This is a genomic window from Micromonospora sp. NPDC049114, from assembly GCF_040648635.1.
GTDB lineage: Bacteria > Actinomycetota > Actinomycetes > Mycobacteriales > Micromonosporaceae > Micromonospora.
Genome location: NZ_JBEZEA010000005.1, coordinates 368,203 through 386,039, shown reverse-complemented (window position 1 = coordinate 386,039; position 17,837 = coordinate 368,203). Strand labels below are relative to the sequence as shown.

Annotated in this window: 19 protein-coding genes; 13 read left to right on the top strand and 6 right to left on the bottom strand. The window is 72.6% G+C overall.

Going from position 1 to position 17,837, the window contains the following annotated elements:
- A partial coding sequence (locus AB0B39_RS18530; protein WP_357574902.1) for a twin-arginine translocation signal domain-containing protein occupies nucleotides 1–272 on the bottom strand: 272 nt, incomplete at its 3' end.
- A gap of 186 nt (nucleotides 273–458) precedes the next feature.
- Nucleotides 459–1,121, bottom strand: a complete 663-nt coding sequence (locus AB0B39_RS18525; RefSeq protein ID WP_234583927.1) for a hypothetical protein — start codon at nucleotides 1,119–1,121, stop codon at nucleotides 459–461.
- 482 nt (nucleotides 1,122–1,603) lie between these two features.
- Here AB0B39_RS18525 and AB0B39_RS18520 point away from each other — a divergent pair, with 482 nt between their 5' ends.
- Entirely contained in the window at nucleotides 1,604–2,566 is a 963-nt protein-coding gene (locus AB0B39_RS18520; protein WP_357489756.1) for an AraC family transcriptional regulator, read from the top strand.
- 133 nt (nucleotides 2,567–2,699) lie between these two features.
- Here the strand turns inward: AB0B39_RS18520 and AB0B39_RS18515 are convergent, their stop codons facing one another.
- Nucleotides 2,700–4,088 carry a PLP-dependent aminotransferase family protein gene (locus tag AB0B39_RS18515; RefSeq protein WP_357489754.1) on the bottom strand — a complete coding sequence of 463 codons (1,389 nt, stop codon included), beginning with the start codon at nucleotides 4,086–4,088 and terminating at the stop codon, nucleotides 2,700–2,702.
- On the opposite strand from AB0B39_RS18515, the gene AB0B39_RS18510 reads away from it, so the two are divergent.
- A complete protein-coding gene (locus AB0B39_RS18510) occupies nucleotides 4,087–5,037 on the top strand; it encodes a DMT family transporter (RefSeq protein ID WP_357574901.1) in 951 nt (316 codons plus the stop codon). The genes AB0B39_RS18515 and AB0B39_RS18510 overlap by 2 nt on opposite strands.
- Here the strand turns inward: AB0B39_RS18510 and AB0B39_RS18505 are convergent.
- A complete protein-coding gene (locus AB0B39_RS18505; protein WP_357489750.1) occupies nucleotides 5,034–5,429 on the bottom strand; it encodes a helix-turn-helix domain-containing protein in 396 nt (131 codons plus the stop codon). The genes AB0B39_RS18510 and AB0B39_RS18505 overlap by 4 nt on opposite strands.
- 87 nt (nucleotides 5,430–5,516) lie before the next feature.
- Here AB0B39_RS18505 and AB0B39_RS18500 point away from each other — a divergent pair, with 87 nt between their 5' ends.
- From AB0B39_RS18500 to AB0B39_RS18475, 6 genes are all read left to right on the top strand, one after another.
- Nucleotides 5,517–6,374: an SDR family oxidoreductase gene (locus tag AB0B39_RS18500; protein ID WP_357489748.1), complete on the top strand. Its 858-nt coding sequence runs from the start codon at nucleotides 5,517–5,519 to the stop codon at nucleotides 6,372–6,374.
- Between the two features lie 212 nt (nucleotides 6,375–6,586).
- Nucleotides 6,587–7,534 carry an ion transporter gene (locus AB0B39_RS18495; protein WP_357489746.1) on the top strand — a complete coding sequence of 316 codons (948 nt, stop codon included), beginning with the start codon at nucleotides 6,587–6,589 and terminating at the stop codon, nucleotides 7,532–7,534.
- Between the two features lie 78 nt (nucleotides 7,535–7,612).
- Complete coding sequence (locus AB0B39_RS18490) at nucleotides 7,613–8,782, top strand: acyl-CoA dehydrogenase family protein (RefSeq protein WP_357489744.1); 1,170 nt, start codon at nucleotides 7,613–7,615, stop codon at nucleotides 8,780–8,782.
- The gene (locus AB0B39_RS18485) at nucleotides 8,782–9,627 is read left to right on the top strand and encodes a PhnD/SsuA/transferrin family substrate-binding protein (RefSeq protein ID WP_357489742.1); all 846 of its coding nucleotides are present in this window, start codon (nucleotides 8,782–8,784) and stop codon (nucleotides 9,625–9,627) included. The genes AB0B39_RS18490 and AB0B39_RS18485 overlap by 1 nt, the downstream gene beginning before the upstream one ends.
- On the top strand, nucleotides 9,624–10,829 hold the full coding sequence (locus AB0B39_RS18480) for a ferritin-like domain-containing protein (RefSeq protein ID WP_357574900.1): 1,206 nt from the start codon (nucleotides 9,624–9,626) through the stop codon (nucleotides 10,827–10,829). The genes AB0B39_RS18485 and AB0B39_RS18480 overlap by 4 nt, the downstream gene beginning before the upstream one ends.
- 38 nt (nucleotides 10,830–10,867) lie before the next feature.
- Nucleotides 10,868–11,221: a TraR/DksA C4-type zinc finger protein gene (locus tag AB0B39_RS18475; protein WP_357574899.1), complete on the top strand. Its 354-nt coding sequence runs from the start codon at nucleotides 10,868–10,870 to the stop codon at nucleotides 11,219–11,221.
- A 48-nt stretch (nucleotides 11,222–11,269) separates the two neighbouring features.
- On the opposite strand, the gene AB0B39_RS18470 is transcribed toward AB0B39_RS18475, so the two are convergent.
- Both AB0B39_RS18470 and AB0B39_RS18465 read right to left on the bottom strand, forming a co-directional pair.
- Entirely contained in the window at nucleotides 11,270–12,676 is a 1,407-nt protein-coding gene (locus tag AB0B39_RS18470; RefSeq protein WP_357574898.1) for an FAD-dependent oxidoreductase, read from the bottom strand.
- A gap of 14 nt (nucleotides 12,677–12,690) precedes the next feature.
- On the bottom strand, nucleotides 12,691–13,188 hold the full coding sequence (locus tag AB0B39_RS18465; RefSeq protein ID WP_357489734.1) for an N-acetyltransferase family protein: 498 nt from the start codon (nucleotides 13,186–13,188) through the stop codon (nucleotides 12,691–12,693).
- A gap of 97 nt (nucleotides 13,189–13,285) precedes the next feature.
- On the opposite strand from AB0B39_RS18465, the gene AB0B39_RS18460 reads away from it, so the two are divergent.
- The 5 genes from AB0B39_RS18460 to AB0B39_RS18440 all read left to right on the top strand — a co-directional run bounded on the left by AB0B39_RS18460 (nucleotide 13,286) and on the right by AB0B39_RS18440 (nucleotide 17,797).
- Nucleotides 13,286–13,669 (top strand): metalloregulator ArsR/SmtB family transcription factor, encoded by a 384-nt coding sequence (locus AB0B39_RS18460; RefSeq protein ID WP_357489732.1) that lies wholly within the window; start codon nucleotides 13,286–13,288, stop codon nucleotides 13,667–13,669.
- Nucleotides 13,666–14,766: an ACR3 family arsenite efflux transporter gene (gene arsB, locus AB0B39_RS18455; protein WP_357489730.1), complete on the top strand. Its 1,101-nt coding sequence runs from the start codon at nucleotides 13,666–13,668 to the stop codon at nucleotides 14,764–14,766. Before AB0B39_RS18460 ends, arsB begins: the two co-directional genes overlap by 4 nt.
- A complete protein-coding gene (locus AB0B39_RS18450) occupies nucleotides 14,763–15,170 on the top strand; it encodes an arsenate reductase ArsC (protein WP_357574897.1) in 408 nt (135 codons plus the stop codon). Before arsB ends, AB0B39_RS18450 begins: the two co-directional genes overlap by 4 nt.
- Nucleotides 15,171–15,671: 501 nt before the next feature.
- Nucleotides 15,672–17,066, top strand: coding sequence for an enolase C-terminal domain-like protein (locus AB0B39_RS18445; protein ID WP_357574896.1), 1,395 nt, complete (start codon nucleotides 15,672–15,674; stop codon nucleotides 17,064–17,066).
- Nucleotides 17,067–17,074: 8 nt separating this feature from the next.
- Nucleotides 17,075–17,797: a FadR/GntR family transcriptional regulator gene (locus AB0B39_RS18440; RefSeq protein ID WP_234583961.1), complete on the top strand. Its 723-nt coding sequence runs from the start codon at nucleotides 17,075–17,077 to the stop codon at nucleotides 17,795–17,797.
- Nucleotides 17,798–17,837 lie beyond the last annotated feature (40 nt).

Here is a 17,837-nt window from a genome sequence, read left to right as displayed (position 1 = left end):
CCCTTGTGGAAGACGATCGGGCTCTTCGTCGTGTCGAACTCGCCGCTGTACTCGGAGTGCACGTGGTGGTCACCCGCGCGCCAGGACCGGTTCTTGGCGTTGCCCCGGTCGTTCGTGTCGTCGCCGGGGCGGCGCTCCTCGTCGGCCCACGCCGCGCCCGCGCCCACCAGCGGGCTGGCGGCGGCCAGCGTCGCGCCGACACCCGCGTACTTGACCAGCTTGCGCCGCGACAACTGCGCGCGCTCGACCTCTTCGGCTTGCTTGTCTCTCACGTGAGAGCCTCTCCTCGATCAAGCGAATGCTCTTTCGATCAAGAAGCCTTGAAGAGGTTGGTGAACACCCGCCGTACGGCGGACGGGTGCACGATGAACACCCTGGCCGAGCCCGTTGAAGGGCGCGGCCAGGTGCGGCAGCGGGTCACGCGCCGACAGCGGGGCGTACGCAGCAGCGGGCGCGGGTCAGATCCGGGCGCGTGGCAGCCAGCCCAGGAAGCGGAGTCGTGCTCGGGGCAGGGGCAGCGTCGGCAGATCCTGGGCGGCGGCCACGAGGCACGACCCGAGGTAGACGGCGAGCGCGGCACGCGCCCCGCCGAACTCGGCGAGCAGTTGGCTCTGCTTGGTGGCGCAGGGCCATTCGCGGCCACATCCGGTGCAGGTCCAGCTCGGCGGGCTGGGCAGGTGCTCGGGCAGCTTGGACCGTCGGTACCGGCCGACCACACTGTTGTCCGCACGTACGTCGCGTCGCCGGGGCTCGGGGCCCCCGTTGCGTCGCGCGGGTGGGCGGGGGGCGGGCAGATAGCGCCGGACTGTGCCCAGGAGCGCCCCGACGCGGACCAGGGCGTCCGGCCCCACCTGGTGGGCCAGCAGCGCCGTGAGCAGGTAGTGCCCCAACAGGTCGAAGGAGTCGCGATTGAGCCGCAGGTCGCGGCACAGGTCGACGAACTCGGGCGTGGCCAGCGGCACCCGGTCGTCGAGCGCGCGGCGCAGCACCGTCCGCAGCGCGACGCCGAGGCTCGCCAGCGCGTCTCCCTCGCCCAGTCCCAGGCTGTCCTCGTCGGCCACCCGCGCCAGCGCTTCGCCCACCGCCAGCCGAACGACGCGGTCCGGATCGTTACTGTCCAACGCCTCACCTCCGCCTGCTGGCCGGATCTCCGGCAGTGGACCGGACGCCGCGACGCCCGGAGATCATGAACAAGATTTCGCTGTGGCCGCCGGAGCGACTAGGACAGCAGGCGCAGGATCACCTCGCGCCATAGCCGAAAAACGAAGTCGACTCGCCAAAACGTCGGATCACCAGCGGTACATTGTCGACTGCCGTATGGTGGAATTCCCATCAATGGATATGTGAGTTGTTGGGATTCCTTAACGTTCGGCCCACCTCGACAACGCTCGACCGGTCGCCACCCGTCCCTCCTTCGACACCCGATGTCCACTGGGATCCTCCTCTGGTCACCCGATCGCCGGTGACCCCGAGGAGACCGCCGCCACCGCCGAACCACCGGTCAGCAACGAGCCGACCATCGGCCCGTGCGCCCAGACACGTCCTGACCACACCGCCGGCCCTGGTCCTCACCCGGCGGTTCCCTCCCGGACGGAGACAGCGGATGACGTCACCAGTGCAGACCCGAGGATTCGACAGCCGCGACCCGGCGGCCATCCACCGATTCCTGGCCAGCACGTACACCCCGGACCTGCGGATCCGTGCCGGCGAGGCCGGATACCACCTCGTGCACCGACGCGTGGACGCCGGGCCGTTCGCCCTCGCCAGGACCGGGCAGAGCGCTCATCTCGACATCCAGGTGGGCGACATGGACGGGCTGATCGTCTGCCGCACCCGCACGGCAATGGTCAGCCGCGCCTGCGGGGGTTCGGCCCACCGGTTCGGCCCCGGCGACGCCTTTCTGGTCACCCGTCCCGGTCAGCCGCTGCACCTGCGGTGGGAACCCGGCGAGGTGGAACTCTGCGTCCTGGACCTCGGTGTGTTGACACAGGTGGCGACCGCCGCCACGGCCCGAAGACCCGGCCAGATCCGCTTCACCGACCTCGGCGGCGTCACCGCGCCGCTCGCCCGGCAGTGGCACCGCACCACCAGTTACGTCATCGACGTCGTGGCGGGCATCCCGAGCGGCAGCGCCCAGCCGTTGGTGATCGGCAACGCCGCACGGATGCTCGCCGCGGCGGCGCTCGCGATCTTCCCCAACACGGCGTTCACGGACGAGACCACCGAGGACCGCCGCGACGCCAGCACCGCCACCCTGCGCCGCGCCGTCGCCTTCATGGAGGAGAACGCCGACCGGGACATCAGCGCCGCCGACATCGCCGGCGCCGCCGCCGTCTCGCAGCGCGCGGTGCAACTCGCCTTCCGCCGCCATCTCGGCACCACCCCGATGGCGTACCTGCGCAGGATCCGGCTCGACCGGGCCCACCACGACCTGGTCCGGGCCGACCCCCGCCGGGAGACCGTGTCGGCCATCGCGAGTCGCTGGGGGTTCGCCAACCACAGCAGGTTCACCGCCCGGTACCACGCCAGCTACGGCGTGCCGCCCCGCGAGACCCTCCGCGCCTGAGGCGGCCCCTGGCGCCACAGTTGCCGCACGACGAGTTGATCGCCCTTCGTCGCCAGGCCGGCCCACCCTCGCGAGCTGTCCCGCCGAGATGACCACGATCCGCGTTCCGGACACCAACCAGAGCGGCGCCCGTTCAGCGCAGGACCCGGGCGAGGCGGCGGACGGCCTCGTCCATCAGCTCGGGCGCCGCGGCGGCGTAGGTGAGGCGCAGGTGCGGCGCCGAGGGTTCGGCGGCGTACCACGGACGACCCGGAAAGACGATGACGCCCTCGGCGGCAGCGGCGGCGGCCAGCGCCACGTCGTCGGCGCCGCCGCGCAGGCGGACCCAGAGGTGCAGACCACCGCGCGGGATCGACTGCGGACACAGGTCGGGAAGGTGCCGCCGCAGCGCGGCCACCAACGCCGCCCGCCGGGTCCCGAGCGCCGTGGCCAGAGCCCGTCGGTGCCGCGGCCACGCCGGGGAGGTGAGGAACTCCAGCGCCGCCTGTTGCAGGGGGCCCGCGACGTAGAAGTCGTCGAGCAGCCGGGCCGCGCGCAGCCGGGCGCCGGCTGGTCCGCGTGCGCCGATCGCCGCGACGCGCAGCCCGGGCGCTGTGGACTTGGTCAACGAGCGCAGGTAGATGACGTGCCCGTCGGGGTCGTCGGCGGCCAGCGGCGGTGGGGCCGGACCATCGATGGTGAGGTCGCGGGCGTAGTCGTCCTCGATCAGGAACGCTCCGGCGTCGCGTACCGCGTCGGCGACCTGCGCCCGGCGGTGAGCCGCCAGTGTCGCGCCGTGCGGGTTGGCGTACAGCGGCTGGCAGTAGAAGAGCCGCGCGCCGGTGCGGGCGAACGCGGCGGCGAGGTGATCGGGACGGACCCCGTCGGCGTCCGCCGGCACGGGCAGCACCCGGAGTCCGGCGGCCCGGGCCACGGCCAGCGCGCCCAGATAGGTCGGGGACTCGACGAGCAGGACGTCGCCGGGGGCGGTGAGCGCCCGCAACGCCGACGACAGCGCGGCCTGCCCACCGGGGCAGATCACCATGTCCTCGGCCCGCGGCCCGGACCCGGCCTCGCGGGCGAACCAGGCGCGCAGGTCCTCGCGCCCCTCGACCGGTCCACGCTGCCAGGTCGCGGGCTGGCGGGCGGCTCGGGTGAGAGCGGCACCCAACGCGGCGGCGGGTTGAAGTTCCGAGTCCAGATAGCCGCCGGACAGCGGAATCGCGCCGGCTCGCGGTAGCGCCAGCAGCGCCTGCATCTCGTCCTCGCCGGACGGGCGGGGGCCGAGTGCGACGGTCTGCCAGGACAGGTCGGGCACGCGTCGCTCGTCCGGCGGGGCGGCCACGAAGGTGCCCCTGCCGGGCCGCGCCTCGATGAGCCCGTCGGCCACCAACCGCCGGATCGCCTCGGCGACGGTGACCGGAGAGGCCTGGTGCCGGGCGGTCAGCTCGCGTACGGAGGGCAGGCGGGCGCCGGGGCCGGCGGCAGCGACCAGCCCGCGTAGATCTTGGATAACGCGATCGGCTGCGTTACCGTTCTCCATGAGAGACAACAGTAGCGCTACTATCGCCGGCGCGGTAACAGCGGGCCGGGCCGGCGGCCTCACCCTCGGCGCGCTGGGTGTGCTCGGGTTCAGCCTCTCGCTGCCCGCGACCCGCGTCGCCGTCCAGCAGCACCTCGACCCCTGGTTCGTCGCGTTCGGCCGGGCGGTCGGCGCGGGGCTGCTGGCCTGGGCGTACCTGCGTCTCACCGGCGCACCCCGGCCCTCGCGCGGTCAGTGGCGGCGGCTGGCGGTGGTCGCCCTCGGCGTCGTCGTGGGCTTTCCGTTGTTCACCTCGCTGGCGCTTAGCACCCAGACCTCCGCGCACGGCGCGGTAGTCATCGCCGCGCTGCCCGCGATGACGGCCGTGTTCGCGGTGCTGCGTGCCGGTGAACGCCCGCCGCCGCTGTTCTGGGTCGCCAGCATCGGCGGCCTGCTGGCGGTGCTGGCCTTTCTCGGTGCCGGTGGCGAGGTGACCGGCACGCTCGCCCTGCCCGACCTGTTCCTGCTCACCGCGGTCGTGCTCTGCGGACTGGGCTACGCCGAGGGTGGCGCGCTCGCCCGCGAACTGGGCGGCGCGCGGACGATCTGCTGGGCGTTGCTGCTCGCGCTGCCCGTCACCGTGCCCGTCACTCTCGTCGCCGCCGTGGCCGACCGGCCGCACGCCGACGCCCTCGGCTGGTCGGCGTTCGGCTACCTCACAGTCGTCTCGATGTTTCTGGGCTTCTTCGCCTGGTACGCGGGTCTGGCCCGGGGCGGCATCGCGCAGGTCGGTCAGGTCCAGCTCGCGCAGCCGGTGCTCACGCTGGGGTGGTCGGCACTCCTGCTCGGCGAGAGCGTCACCCCCGCTTCGGTAGCGGCGGCGGTGGTGGTGCTGGCGTGCGTCGTCTTGGTCCAACGCACCCGGCGATCGGAGCTCGCCGCACGACGGGCACGGCCGGGCCCGGTCTAGCCCTGTTCGCGCTCGCGGGCGGCCTGCACCTCGGGCACCGAGGCCTCCAGGAGGTCCGCGAGGCCGCGCAACTGATCGGCGACCCGGGCGCCGAGCGGGGTCAGCGAGTATTCGACGCGCGGCGGGATCGCGGTGAGCACCTCGCGGGTGAGCATGCCGTCGCGTTCGAGAGTCTGCAGGGTCTGGGAGAGCATCCGCTCGCTGACCCCGTCGATGCGCCGCCGCAGCGCGTTGAACCGGTAACTGCCCTCACCGAGCGCGAGGAGGGCGAGCGAGGCCCATTTCGAGGTGACGCTCTCGAAGGCGGCGCGGGACGTGCAGCCGCGCGCGAAGACATCGCTGACGAGTTCCTGGGTAGGCCCCGCCGGGTCCCGGGCCGGCATGCCGCTCATCTCACCAGCTTACCCGACGCTTACCCGAGAGCTTGTGCTGTAGATTCGTAAGTGCTTACGTTTCGTCACCGCCAATCGGAGGTCCCCATGCCCACGTATGCCGTCACCGGCGCCACCGGCCGGCTGGGCCGCCTGGTGATCGAGCACCTGCTCGGCGCCGGCGTGCCCGCCACCGAGATCGCCGCGATCGTCCGCAACCCGGAGAAGGCCGCCGACCTGGCCGGGCGCGGGGTCGAGATCCGCCGGGCCGACTACGACGACCCGTCGACGCTGCCCGGCGCCGTGGCCGGCGCGCGCCGCCTGCTGCTCATCTCCGGCAACGCCCCCGGGCAGCGGACCGCCCAGCACACCGCGGTCATCGAGGCCGCCAAACTCGCCGGAATCGGGCGCGTGGTCTACACCAGCATCCTGAAGGCCGACACGACCACGAACCCGCTCGCACCGGAGCACAAGGCCACCGAGGAGGTCCTGGCCGCGTCGGGCCTGCCGTACACCGTGCTGCGCAACGGCTGGTACACCGAGAACTACACCGATCAGCTGCCGCAGTACCTGCAGAGCGGCACCATCCTCGGCGCCACCGGTGGCAGCAAGGTCTCCGCCGCGACCCGGGCCGACTACGCGGCCGCCGCCGTGGCGGCGCTGACCCGGGACGAGGAGGGCAACGCCGTCTACGAACTGGGCGGCACGGCGTTCACCTTCGACGAGCTCGCCGACGCCGTCACCGAGGTGACCGGCACCACCGTCGTGCACCGCGACCTGTCGGCCGCCGAGCTGGCGTCGGCGCTGGAGAACGTCGGGCTCGACGCCGGCACCGCCGGCTTCGTCGCCGCCCTCGACCACTCGATCGCCATCGGCGAACTGGCCACCGACAGCGACGACCTCAGCCGGTTGATCGGCCGGCCGAGCACCCCGCTGCGCGACGCCATCCGGGCCGCGCGAGCCTGAGGGATCCCGGATCCGCGGGCGGGCAACGGCGTACGGCCCCGTCGCCCGCCCGGCGCACGGCCGGCGAAGCGGGACCGGTCGGGGCCACCCCGGGACCGCCCCACCTTCCGTGATCTTGGCTAGGGTGGTGGCATGCCTCCGCGCCGCCTCCACGACGACCGGAGGGGGGCCCACGCGACGGCTCCCACGCGCGCCGACCGATCGGCAGTCGAATGAGCGGCTCGCCCGCGCCGGCGCAGCGACGCCCACCGTCCACAACGGCGCGCAACCGGCCCGCGCTGACCGACGTCTGCGCACGGGTCGCCCGGTCCCGGCCCTTCGAGATCGGCATCGTCGTCGTCATCCTCGCCAACGGGATCGTCCTCGGGCTGGAGACGTACGACGGTCTGGTCCCCGCGACCGCGGCGCTACACGCCCTGGAGGCGATCTTCCGCGCGGTCTTCGTCGTCGAGATCGGCATCCGGCTGGCGGCCTACGGCCGACGTCCGCAGGACTTCTTCCGGTACGGCTGGAACGTCTTCGACTTCGTCGTGATCGCGGCCATCTTCGTTCCGGGCCTGCACGGCGACTCGGCGCTGCTGCGCGTGGTGCGGGTCGCCCGGATGGTCCGGCTGGTGCGGTTCTCGCCGGGCCTGCGGACCATCGTGTCCGCGCTGTGGCGCAGCCTGCCCGGCGTCGGCGGGTTCCTCGCCCTGGCCGTGGTGACGCTCTACGTGTACGGGATGGCCGGCTGGCTGATCTTCGGCGACCGGTACCCGGACGAGTACGGCGACATCGGCCGCTCGCTGCTGACGTTGTTCGTGCTGCTCTCGTTGGAGACACTGCCGGACCTCATCGAGCAGGGCCTGGCCATCTCGCCGTGGACGCTGCTCTACTACGTCAGCTACGTGGTGATCACCGTCAACCTGCTGCTCAACATCCTCATCGCGGTCATCGTCAACTCGATGGAGGAGGCCCGCCGCCTGGAGATGACCGAGCGGTTGGCCCCCGGCTACGACTCCGACGGCGACGGCGTACCCGACGAGGTGGACCGCATCGCGCTCACCCAGCGGCTGGACGACCTGCGGGCGGTCATCGCCGAGTTGGAACGGGAGTTGCGGATCGACCGGGAGGACGCGCACGGCCGACCGCACCGGGAGGACGTCCGCTCCAAGCGGTGATCCGTCGTTGACACTCGGTGGCACCGGGATCGGCTAGTCTCGATGCTCGTCCCGGGGGCCGACTGAAGGGGCATCTCCATGACGGCAAGCGTCGACAATGTCCAGTCCCGCGCCGACGTCCTGACCACACTCGGCGCCGTGATCGACGACGTGATCCGCCCACGGGCGGAGGCCGTCGACCGGGACGGCGCCTTCCCCCGCGAGGGCGTCGACGCCCTCGCCGCGGCGGGTCTGCTCGGCCTGGCCTGCTCGCCCGAGGTCGGTGGCGGCGGCCAGGGCATGCGCGCGGTCGCCGACGTCATCGAACGGCTGGCCGCCGAGTGCGGGTCCACCGCGATGGTGGTGCTGATGCACTACGCGGCGACCGCCGTCATCGAGGCGCACGGCCCGCACGAGGTGCGCACAGCCATCGCCGACGGGCGTCACCTGACCACGTTGGCGTTCTCCGAGTTCGGTTCCCGCAGCCACTTCTGGTCGCCCACCGGCTCGGCGACGGCGTCCGGTGCGGACACGGTGCGACTCGACGCCCGCAAGAGCTGGGTCACCTCGGCGGGCGAGGCCGACAGCTACGTCTGGTCGAGCCTCCCGCTGGCGTCGGGGGCCGGGCCGATGACGCTGTGGCTCGTGCCCGCCGACAGCGCCGGGCTCCGCGTCGCCGGTGACTTCGACGGGCTGGGCCTTCGCGGCAACGGCTCCCGGCCGATGACGGCCGAGGGCGTGGTGGTCCCCGCCGACGCGATGCTGGGCACCGACGGCACCGGCCTGGACACCGCGCTCGGCGCCGTACTCCCCTGGTTCCTGGTGCTCAACTCGGCGTTCTGTCTCGGCCTCGCCGACAGCGCGGTCGCCGAGGCGGCCCGGCACCTCACCGGCACCACGCTCACGCACACCGGCGCGGCGCTTCGGGACGCCCCCGTCGCCCGACGCGACTTCGCCCAGTTGAAGATCCGCACGGACGCCCTGCGCGCCTTCCTCGGTGACACCCTCACCGCGGTGGAGACCGGCCGCGACGACGCGACGCTGCGCGTGTTGCAGGTCAAGGCCCTGGCGGGCGAGACGGTCGCGGACGTCACCGACGGCGCGATGCGGCTCTGCGGTGGCAGCGCCTTTCGCAAGGAGCTGGGCCTGGAGCGCCGGTTCCGCGACTCGCGGGCCGCCCGGGTGATGGCACCGACCACTGACGCTCTGCACGACTTCGTGGGCCGCGTCGCCACCGGCCTGCCGCTGCTCGACGAGGCCAACCGCTGATGGCGGCGCCGTCGGTACTGATGGGCGCGGTCGCGTACGACCCCAAGGTCGTCACCATCTGGGAGGGCTTTCGCGGCTGGTTGCGCGGTCACGGCCTGGATTTCGACTTCGTTCTCTACTCGCACTACGAGCGACAGGTCGAGGACCTCGTCGCCGGCCGCATCGACGCGGCCTGGAACTCCCCGCTCGCGTGGCTGCGGGCCGAGCGGTTGGCGACGGCCCGGGGCGGCTCCGTGCAGGCGCTCACGATGCGCGACACCGACCGGGACCTCACCTCGGTCGTGGTGGTGCGCGCCGACTCGCCGGTACACCGGGTCGAGGATCTCGCCGGGAGGGTGGTGGCCACCGGCGCGGTGGACAGTCCGCAGGCCACGCTGATCCCGCTCGGCCACCTCGCCGCGGCCGGAGTCCCTGTCGACGTGCGCCGGTTCGACGTCGGCGTCGGGCTGCACGGTGACCACGTCGGAGGCGAACGTGACGCCGCCCGCGCCCTCGCGGCCGGGGAGGTCGACGCCGCCTGCATGATCGACGCCAACCACCTGATGTTCGTCCAGGAGGGCACGCTGCCACCCGAGGGCACCCGGATCGTCGCGCAGACCGGTCGGTACGACCACTGCAACATGACGGTACGCGAGCCGGCGTCCGACGGGGTCCAGCTCTTCGGCACGCTGCTGCGCGGCATGTCGTACGCCGATCCGCAGGTCCGCCCGCTGCTGGACCTGGAGGGCCTGACGGCCTGGCAGGACGGCCGTACGACGGGGTACGACGCCCTCGCCGAGGCGGTCGACGCGAGTGGGTTCTACGCCGCCGACGGGCGGGTGACCGCCGCGGACTACCGGCCGTGACCGCCGACGTCGAGATCGATCTGGGCGGCCTCGGCTTCGGCAGTGGCGCGCACCTGTTGGTGCAGCGCGCCCTGGCCGGGTTGCCACCCGGCGCCCGGGTGGCGGTCTCCGGCACCGATGCCGCGTTGGGCGTGCACCTGCCGGCGTGGTGCCGGAGCCGGGGTCACCGGGTCGAATGGCCCGATCCGGCCGACCGGAGTCGCCTGGTGGCGGTGGTCGTCCGGGGCGCCGCCGACGACGACCGCTGGTTCGGCGCCGAACGGGCCGGGCCTGCCCTGCCGTCGGCGCTGAGCAGTCGTCCACCGCCCCGCTGGGGCCTCGGTGCCCGTGGCGCGCTGCTGGAGGCGGGCGGACCCGAGGCCCGCTTCGACCTGGACGACCGCGATCTGGTGTGGGCCGACATCGCCCCCGCGCTGTACGCGCAGGCCGCCGCACGGCAGTGGGACCCGCAGACGGCGGTGCCGTGGGACGACACGTTCGCGCTGCCGCCGGACGTCGAGGCCGCGGTGGTGCAGACCATGACCTACCTGGTCGAGAACGAGCAGGCGGCTCTCGTCGTACCGGCCCGGTTCATCGGTCGCATCCACCCGCACTTTCGGGAGGTGATGCAGCTCCTCGCGGTGCAGGTGGCCGACGAGGCCCGGCACATGGAGGTCTTCAGCCGGCGGGCGCTGCTGCGCGGCGCGGAGTTGGGCACGTCCTCGGCGGGTGGCCGGCAGTCGCTGTTCACACTCGTCGCCGAGTCCGATTTCGCCCTCGCGTCGTTCCTGCTCTCGGTGCTCGGTGAGGGCAGCTTCGTCGACCTGCTGGGGTTCCTGGTGCGGCACGCTCCCGATCCGGTGACCCGCCGGATCTGCTGGTTGGCGATGCAGGACGAGCGCCGGCACGTGGTGTTCGGCATGGCCCACCTGGAGCACCAGGCGACTGTCGACCCACTGCTGCGGGACCGACTCCGTGCCGCGATCCACCGTCGTCACGACGCGTTGGCCGACACCGCGGGCCTGAACGCGGACGTCTTCGACGCGCTGGTGGTGCTCGCGGCGGGCGGGTGGGACCCCGAGGACGTGGCCGCCGGCTTCGACCACGTCCGTGCTCTGCAACAGGTGATGGACCAGGGCCGCCAGCGCCGCCTCGTCCGGCTGGGTTTCCGGCCGGACGAGGCGGCCGCGCTCTCCGCCCTGCACACCCGCAACTTCATGTAGACCCCGGCGCACGACACCGGGCGTAGCGTGGAACCGCCATGGACACCGAATCCCGCGCGCTCCGGGCGGATCTCCTGCGGCGACGCGACGAGACCGCCGCGGAGGCCGTCGCGCTGGAGGGCGACCTGCGGAGCCTGTTCGAGGCGTCCCGGTCGTCGAACGCCGACGACGAGCACGACCCCGAGGGCAGCACCATCGCGTTCGAACGGGCACAGCTCAGCGCCGTCCTGGACGCGACACGTCGACGCCTGGCCGAACTGGACGAGGCGGTGAGCCGCGTCGACGACGGCAGCTACGGCATCTGCGAACGATGCCGGCGCCCGATTCCCGCCGAGCGGCTCGCCGCCCGCCCGTCGGCGCGTACCTGCGTGGCCTGCGCCAGCCGACGGTGACGGCGCCCACGGGCCCGGGGGCCGGCGGACGGCGCCGCCACGGGGACGTCAGCTGGCGCAGCAGCCGCCGGCCTGGCCCTCGACGGACGCGGTGTCGACGGCGACGAGGCTGAGCAGCCCGCCGGAGACGCCGGTGGCCAGCCCGCGTCGGGCCGGCTCGACGACCGGCGTCGGGCCGCAGCAGCTGTCGCCGCTGACCGAGTCGGCGGCGTTGCTGTTGCACACGCCGGTCTCGGGCAGGTCGAGCTGGACGTCCCGGGCGGCGGCCCAGTCTCCGGCCAGGGCGGCGACTACCGAGCGGACCTGCTCATAGCCGGTGGCCATGAGGAACGTCGGCGCCCGACCGTAGGACTTCATGCCGACGGCGTGGTAGCCGACCTCCGGGTGGGTGAGCTCGTCGATGCCGTGCGGAGGCACGGTGCCGCAGGAGTGCTCGTTCGGGTCGATCAGCGGGGCGAGCGCGCGGGTCGCGCCCAGCACCGGGTCGAGGTCCAGCCGCAGCTCGGCGGTGATCGAGTGGTCCGGGCGGAAACCGGTGGCCGCGACGACACGGTCCACGAGCACCAACTCCTCGCCGCCGTCGGCGTGCCGGACGACCACCCGGACGCGTCCGTCGGCAGGTGTGAGGGCGTGCACCCAGAAGCCGGTGAGCAGCCGGACCCGGCCCGCGTCGACGTGCTGCCGCAGCCGCGCGCCGAGAGCGCCACGCGCCGGCAGGGCGTCGGCGTCCCCGCCACCGTACGTGCGCGCGGGCGAGGTGGTGCGGATCGCCCAGGTCACCTCGGTGCCGGGCTCGGTGGCGGCCAGTTCCGCCAGGGACAGCAGGGTGTTCGCGGCGGAGTGACCGGCGCCCACGACGAGCGTGTGCCGGCCGGCGAAGCGGTCCCGGTCGGCGCCGAGCACGTCGGGCAGGGCGTGTTCGAGGTACGCGGCGGCGTCGGCCTCCCCCCGGGCGGGCAGGCCGGACGCGCCGAGGACGTTCGGGGTGTCCCAGGTGCCGGAGGCGTCGAGCACGGCGCGGGCCAGCAGCTCCTCTCCGTCGGCGAGGCGGACCAGGAACGGTGTGGTGTCGTGGCCCGCGGTGCGCAGCCGGTCGAGGCCGAGGCGGCTGATCGCCTGGACCCGGGCGCCGTAGCGGACGTGCGGCTTGAGCTGGGGCAGCTCCGCGAGCGGCTGGAGGTACGCGCGGACCAGCTCGGCGCCGGTCGGTAGGGCCTCCGGGTCGGGGGCGATCCAGCCGGCGTCGTCGAGGATCCGGCGGGCGGCCGGGTCGATGTTGTAGCGCCAGGGCGAGAAGACCCGGACGTGACCCCATCGGGCGACGGCGGCGCCCGGGGTGTCGCCGGCTTCCAGGACGACGAAGGGCAGGCCGCGTTCGTGCAGGTGGGCGGCGGCGGCGAGGCCGGTCGGGCCGGCGCCGACGACCACGACGGGAAGGCTGTCCAGAGCGTTCATCGGGTGACTCCTTGTCAGGTGATGGTGGGGCTGCGGCGTTCCAGCAGGACCACGTCGCGCCAGCGGTCGTGGTGGCGGCCGATCCGCTCCCGGACGCCGATGACGCGGAACCCGGCCCGACGGTGCAGGGCCAGGCTGCCGGCGTTCTCCGGGAAGATGCCGGACTGGATGGTCCAGATGCCGGCGGCCTCGGTCGAGGTGATCAGCGCGTCGAGCAACAGCCGGCCGACCCCGCGCCCCTGGGCGGCCGGGTCGACGTAGACGGAGTGCTCGACGACGCCGGCGTAGACCGGGCGGCTCGATGTCGGTGTGACCGCGACCCAGCCGAGGATGGCGTCACCGCCGTCCACGGCCACGAAGCGGTGCGCGGTCAGCCGGGTGGCGTCGAACGCCGCCCAGGTCGGCGCGGTGGTCTCGAAGCTGGCGTCACCGCCGTCGAGGCCCGCCTGGTAGATCGTCAGGACGCGGTCGGCGTCGCTGGCGGTCATCGGGCGCGTGGTCGGGTCGGCCATCGGCGTGCTCCGTTCCGGCTCGGACGATGAGAGACTGTCTCGACGTCTGTCGAATCAGACAGTTGCACGCTGATTAGATGTCTGTCAACCTAGACGAATGTCGAAACAAGCGGCCGTGGACGGATCGTGCTGTCCGCCCCTGTCCGAACGACGTGTGCCGGCCGAGACCGCCGCCACGCTCGCCCCCGCGTTCAAGGCCCTCGGCGACCCGGTCCGCCTGCAGCTGCTGTCGATGATCGCCTCCGCCGAGGGCGGCGAGATCTGCGTCTGCGACCTGACCCCCGCGTTCGACCTGACCGGCCCGACCATCTCGCACCACCTGAGGACGCTGCGCGAGGCCGGGCTCGTCGACGCCGACCGTCGCGGCACCTGGGTCTACTACCGCGCCCGGCCGGCGGTCCTGCACCAACTCGCCGCGCTGCTCACCGTCGTCCCGACCGGGGCAGGCCCCGCTCCCGCCGCCCGGTCGGAGTGCTCGTGAGCACCGTCACCCGCCAGAGCGACCCGGCCACGAGCGCCGTCGTCGGTCGCCTCTCCCGACTCGACCGGTTCCTGCCGGTCTGGATCGGGCTGGCCATGGCCGTCGGGCTGCTGCTCGGCCGTCTGATCCCCGGGCTCGACGACGCGCTGGACGCGGTGGCGGTCGGCGGGATCTCCCTGCCGATCGCGATCGGCCTGCTGGTCATGATGTATCCGGTGCTGGCGAGGGTCCGCTACGACCGGCTCGGCACCGTGACCGGCGACCGCCGCCTGCTGATCTCGTCGCTGGTCCTCAACTGGCTGGTCGGCCCGGCCGTGATGTTCGCCCTGGCCTGGGTGTTCCTGGCCGACCAGCCCGCGTACCGCACCGGTCTGATCATCGTGGGCCTGGCCCGCTGCATCGCCATGGTCATCATCTGGAACGACCTCGCGTGCGGCGACCGCGAGGCCGCGGCGGTCCTGGTCGCGCTCAACTCCGTCTTCCAGGTCGTCGCCTTCGGCCTGCTCGGCTGGTTCTACCTGTCGGTGCTGCCCGGGTGGCTCGGGTTGCCGGGCGCCGAGTTGCGCGTCTCGGCCTGGGAGATCGCCCGCAACGTGCTCATCTTCCTCGGCATCCCACTGCTGGCCGGCTACCTCAGCCGCCGCCTCGGCGAGCGCGCCAGGGGCCGCGAGTGGTACGAGTCCCGCCTCCTGCCCCGCATCGGCCCCGCCGCCCTGTACGGGCTGCTGTTCACCATCGTGGTCCTGTTCGCCCTGCAGGGCGACGCCATCATCGGCCGACCGTTCGACGTCGCCCGCATCGCCCTGCCGCTGCTGGTGTACTTCGCGCTGATGTGGGCCGGCTCGTACGCCCTCGGCCGGGCGCTCCGCCTCGGCTACCCGCGCACGACCACCCTCGCGTTCACCGCTGCCGGCAACAACTTCGAACTCGCCATCGCCGTCGCGATCGGCACCTTCGGCGTGGCCTCCGGTCAGGCGCTCGCCGGGGTCGTCGGACCGCTGATCGAGGTGCCCGTGCTGGTCGGCCTCGTCCACGTCTCGCTCTGGGCTCGCCGCCGCTTCTTCACCCCACCCCTTGACCGAGCGGCGTCCCGATGAGCGACAAACCGAGTGTCCTGTTCGTCTGCGTCCACAACGCCGGTCGCTCCCAGATGGCCGCCGGCTGGCTGCGCCACCTCGCCGGCGACGCCGTCGAGGTCCGCTCGGCCGGCTCCGCCCCGGCCGAGACGATCAACCCCGCCGCCGTCCAGGCCATGCGCGAGGTCGGCATCGACATCACCAACCAGACCCCCACCCTCCTGGAGTACGCCACCGCGGAGTCCTCCGACGTCATCGTGACGATGGGCTGCGGCGACGCCTGCCCGGTCTTTCCGGGCCGGCGCTACGAGGACTGGAAGCTCGACGACCCGGCCGGCAAGGGCGTCGACGCCGTCCGCCCGATCCGCGACGACATCCGGGTCCGGGTGGAGCGACTCGTCGCCGAGCTGACCGCCCCCGCCTGAGCACGGACGAGGCCGACACGCGGCACTGCGGGCCAGTGCCACGACGCGACCCACCGACGGCTTCCGGCGTCCACATAGATGTGATGTATCGCCTCAGCGGCACCGGTGCGGCCTCGGGCAGCCGACGTCCATCATCGCGGTGAACATCTAATCTTCATCGTGCCCCGCCGATGTTCACGGCACCACCCGGCTCCGGCCGGGGCGGTGCCGCGCGAACCGGTCCGCAGCGTGGCGGAGCAGGTCGACCGGCCTGCGGGAGGGTCGGCAAGCAGCGCCGGTGCGACCCGACACCCGTCGCAACCCCGACGCGTCCGTTCGTCCGACGGGCCGGGCGGACGCCCCGACGGGTGAGGAACGGACGCGGTCACCGGAGGCCGCCCACGAGCATAAAACATTAGATCTATATCGGCACAGGTCGATCGATGTCGTTGACGCACCCGATCGAGCCTCCGTATACTCCAAATGATCATCAGATCTTTAGCCTAGTCGGGCGAGGAGCGCATGCCGCAGATCACTGGCGTCACCGTCGAGGACGTCCGCTTCCCCACCTCGCTGACCGCTGACGGGTCCGACGCCATGAACAAGGACGGCGACTACTCGGCGGCCTACGTCATCCTGCACACCGACGGCGTCGACGGCGCCGGCGTGCCGCTGGCCGGTCACGGCCTCACCTTCACCATCGGTCGGGGCAACGACATCGTCGTCGCGGCGGCGGTGCACCAGGCCCACCGCCTGGTGGGCATGGACGTGACGACGATGGCCGCCGACATGGGGGCCGTCTACCGCCTGCTCACCTCCGACTCCCAGCTGCGTTGGCTCGGGCCGGAGAAGGGCGTCATCCACCTGTCGTTGGCGGCAGTGCTGAACGCGGCCTGGGATCTGGCCGCGCGACTCGCGGACAAGCCGCTGTGGCGGCTGCTCACCGACATGTCCCCCGAGCAACTCGTCGACATCGCCGACCTGCGCTACCTGTCCGACGCGCTGACCCGGGACGAGGCGCTGGCCATCCTGCGCGCCAAGCAGGGCACGAAGGCCGACCGTCTGGCCGAGTTGGGGCGCACCGGCTACCCGGCCTACACCACCTCGGCGGGCTGGCTCGGCTACGGCGACGACAAGCTGCGCCGGCTGTGCCAGGAGGCAGTCGACTCCGGCTACGGGTACGTCAAGCTCAAGGTCGGCGCCGACCTCGAGGACGACATCCGGCGGTGCCGGATCGCCCGGGAGATCCTCGGCCCGCACCGCAACCTGATGATCGACGCCAACCAGGTGTGGGACGTCGACCAGGCCATCGAGTGGGTCAAGGCCCTCGCCCAGTTCTCCCCACTGTGGATCGAGGAGCCGACCAGCCCGGACGACATCCTCGGCCACGCGGCCGTCCGCCGTGCCGTCGCACCCGTCGGCGTCGCCACCGGCGAGCACTGCCACAACCGGGTGATGTTCAAGCAGCTGTTCCAGGCCGAGGCCATCGACTTCTGCCAGTTGGACACCGGTCGGCTGGCCAGCATCAACGAGATCGTCGCCGTGCTGCTGCTCGCCGCGAAGTTCGACGTCCCGGTGTGCCCGCACGCCGGCGGCGTCGGGCTCTGCGAGATGGTGCAACACGTGTCGGTGCTCGACTACGTCGCGATCTCGGGGGATCTCACCGGCCGGGTGACCGAGTTCGTCGACCACCTGCACGAGCACTTCACCGACCCGTGTGTCGTCCGGGACACCGGTTGGGGCAGTGGTTACGTTCTGCCCAGCACGCCCGGCTACTCCACCCGGATGCACCCCGAGTCGATCGCGCGGTACCGGTTCCCCGACGGCCTCTACTGGGCCACGGCAGACCCGGCTACGGTGTCATCTCCGGAGCCGTACGTCATCGCGGGTGGGACGGCCACCCCCGCCGGCCGCTAGGAGGTGTCATGTCCCGCACCGACGAAGTGGTGAACGGCATCAAGCGGATGATCCTCGAAGGGACGTTCAAGCCCGGGGATCGGCTGCCCATCGAGAAGGATCTCGCCGAGTCCCTCGGCGTCTCGCGGGGATCGCTGCGCGAGGGGATGTCGGCGCTGTCGATCCTCGGCATCGTCAACATCCGTCAGGGCGACGGCACGTATGTCACCAACCTCGACGCGCCGCAGCTGCTCGCTCCGATGGGCTTCGTCGTCGACTTCCAGGGCCAGGGCGACGGGCGGCACATCCACACCGTCCGCCGCCTGCTGGAGTGCGAGGCCGCCCGGTTGGCGGCGACCAGGATCACCGACGAGGCCCTCGCCCAGGCCGGGGAACTGCTCGACGAGGCGGCCCGGATCGCCGGTCGGTCGCCGCAGGACCACGAGCGGATCATGGAAATCGACATCGCGTTCCACCGGATCATCGCCGCGCACGCCGACAATCCGGTGCTCATCGGCCTGATCGAGGCGTTCGCCGGGCGCACCCTCCGCGGGCGACTCTGGCGGAGCCTGCACGAGGAGGGCGCGGACCGGCGTACCCACGACGAGCACGTGGCGATCCTGAAGGCCCTGCGGGCGCGCGACCCGGAGCGGGCCCGCACCCGGATGGCCAACCACCTGATCGGTGTGGAGGAATCGCTACAGGGGTTGCCCGACGAGAGCGAGACGGGCGTCGACGCGCAGGCGCAGTGATCGCCCGCCCGCTCCGCGCGCCAAGGGAACCGATGCCGGT

Coding starts and splice junctions, on each gene's coding strand:
- AB0B39_RS18495 (WP_357489746.1), top strand. CDS start 6,587: ATGAGCGGCTCGCCCGCGCCGGCGCAGCGACGCCCACCGTCCACAACG.
- AB0B39_RS18510 (WP_357574901.1), top strand. CDS start 4,087: ATGAGAGACAACAGTAGCGCTACTATCGCCGGCGCGGTAACAGCGGGC.
- AB0B39_RS18460 (WP_357489732.1), top strand. CDS start 13,286: ATGTCGAAACAAGCGGCCGTGGACGGATCGTGCTGTCCGCCCCTGTCC.
- AB0B39_RS18475 (WP_357574899.1), top strand. CDS start 10,868: ATGGACACCGAATCCCGCGCGCTCCGGGCGGATCTCCTGCGGCGACGC.
- AB0B39_RS18465 (WP_357489734.1), bottom strand. CDS start 13,188: ATGGCCGACCCGACCACGCGCCCGATGACCGCCAGCGACGCCGACCGC.
- AB0B39_RS18515 (WP_357489754.1), bottom strand. CDS start 4,088: ATGGAGAACGGTAACGCAGCCGATCGCGTTATCCAAGATCTACGCGGG.
- AB0B39_RS18440 (WP_234583961.1), top strand. CDS start 17,075: ATGTCCCGCACCGACGAAGTGGTGAACGGCATCAAGCGGATGATCCTC.
- AB0B39_RS18450 (WP_357574897.1), top strand. CDS start 14,763: ATGAGCGACAAACCGAGTGTCCTGTTCGTCTGCGTCCACAACGCCGGT.
- AB0B39_RS18490 (WP_357489744.1), top strand. CDS start 7,613: ATGACGGCAAGCGTCGACAATGTCCAGTCCCGCGCCGACGTCCTGACC.
- AB0B39_RS18485 (WP_357489742.1), top strand. CDS start 8,782: ATGGCGGCGCCGTCGGTACTGATGGGCGCGGTCGCGTACGACCCCAAG.
- AB0B39_RS18470 (WP_357574898.1), bottom strand. CDS start 12,676: ATGAACGCTCTGGACAGCCTTCCCGTCGTGGTCGTCGGCGCCGGCCCG.
- AB0B39_RS18500 (WP_357489748.1), top strand. CDS start 5,517: ATGCCCACGTATGCCGTCACCGGCGCCACCGGCCGGCTGGGCCGCCTG.
- AB0B39_RS18505 (WP_357489750.1), bottom strand. CDS start 5,429: ATGAGCGGCATGCCGGCCCGGGACCCGGCGGGGCCTACCCAGGAACTC.
- AB0B39_RS18445 (WP_357574896.1), top strand. CDS start 15,672: ATGCCGCAGATCACTGGCGTCACCGTCGAGGACGTCCGCTTCCCCACC.
- AB0B39_RS18520 (WP_357489756.1), top strand. CDS start 1,604: ATGACGTCACCAGTGCAGACCCGAGGATTCGACAGCCGCGACCCGGCG.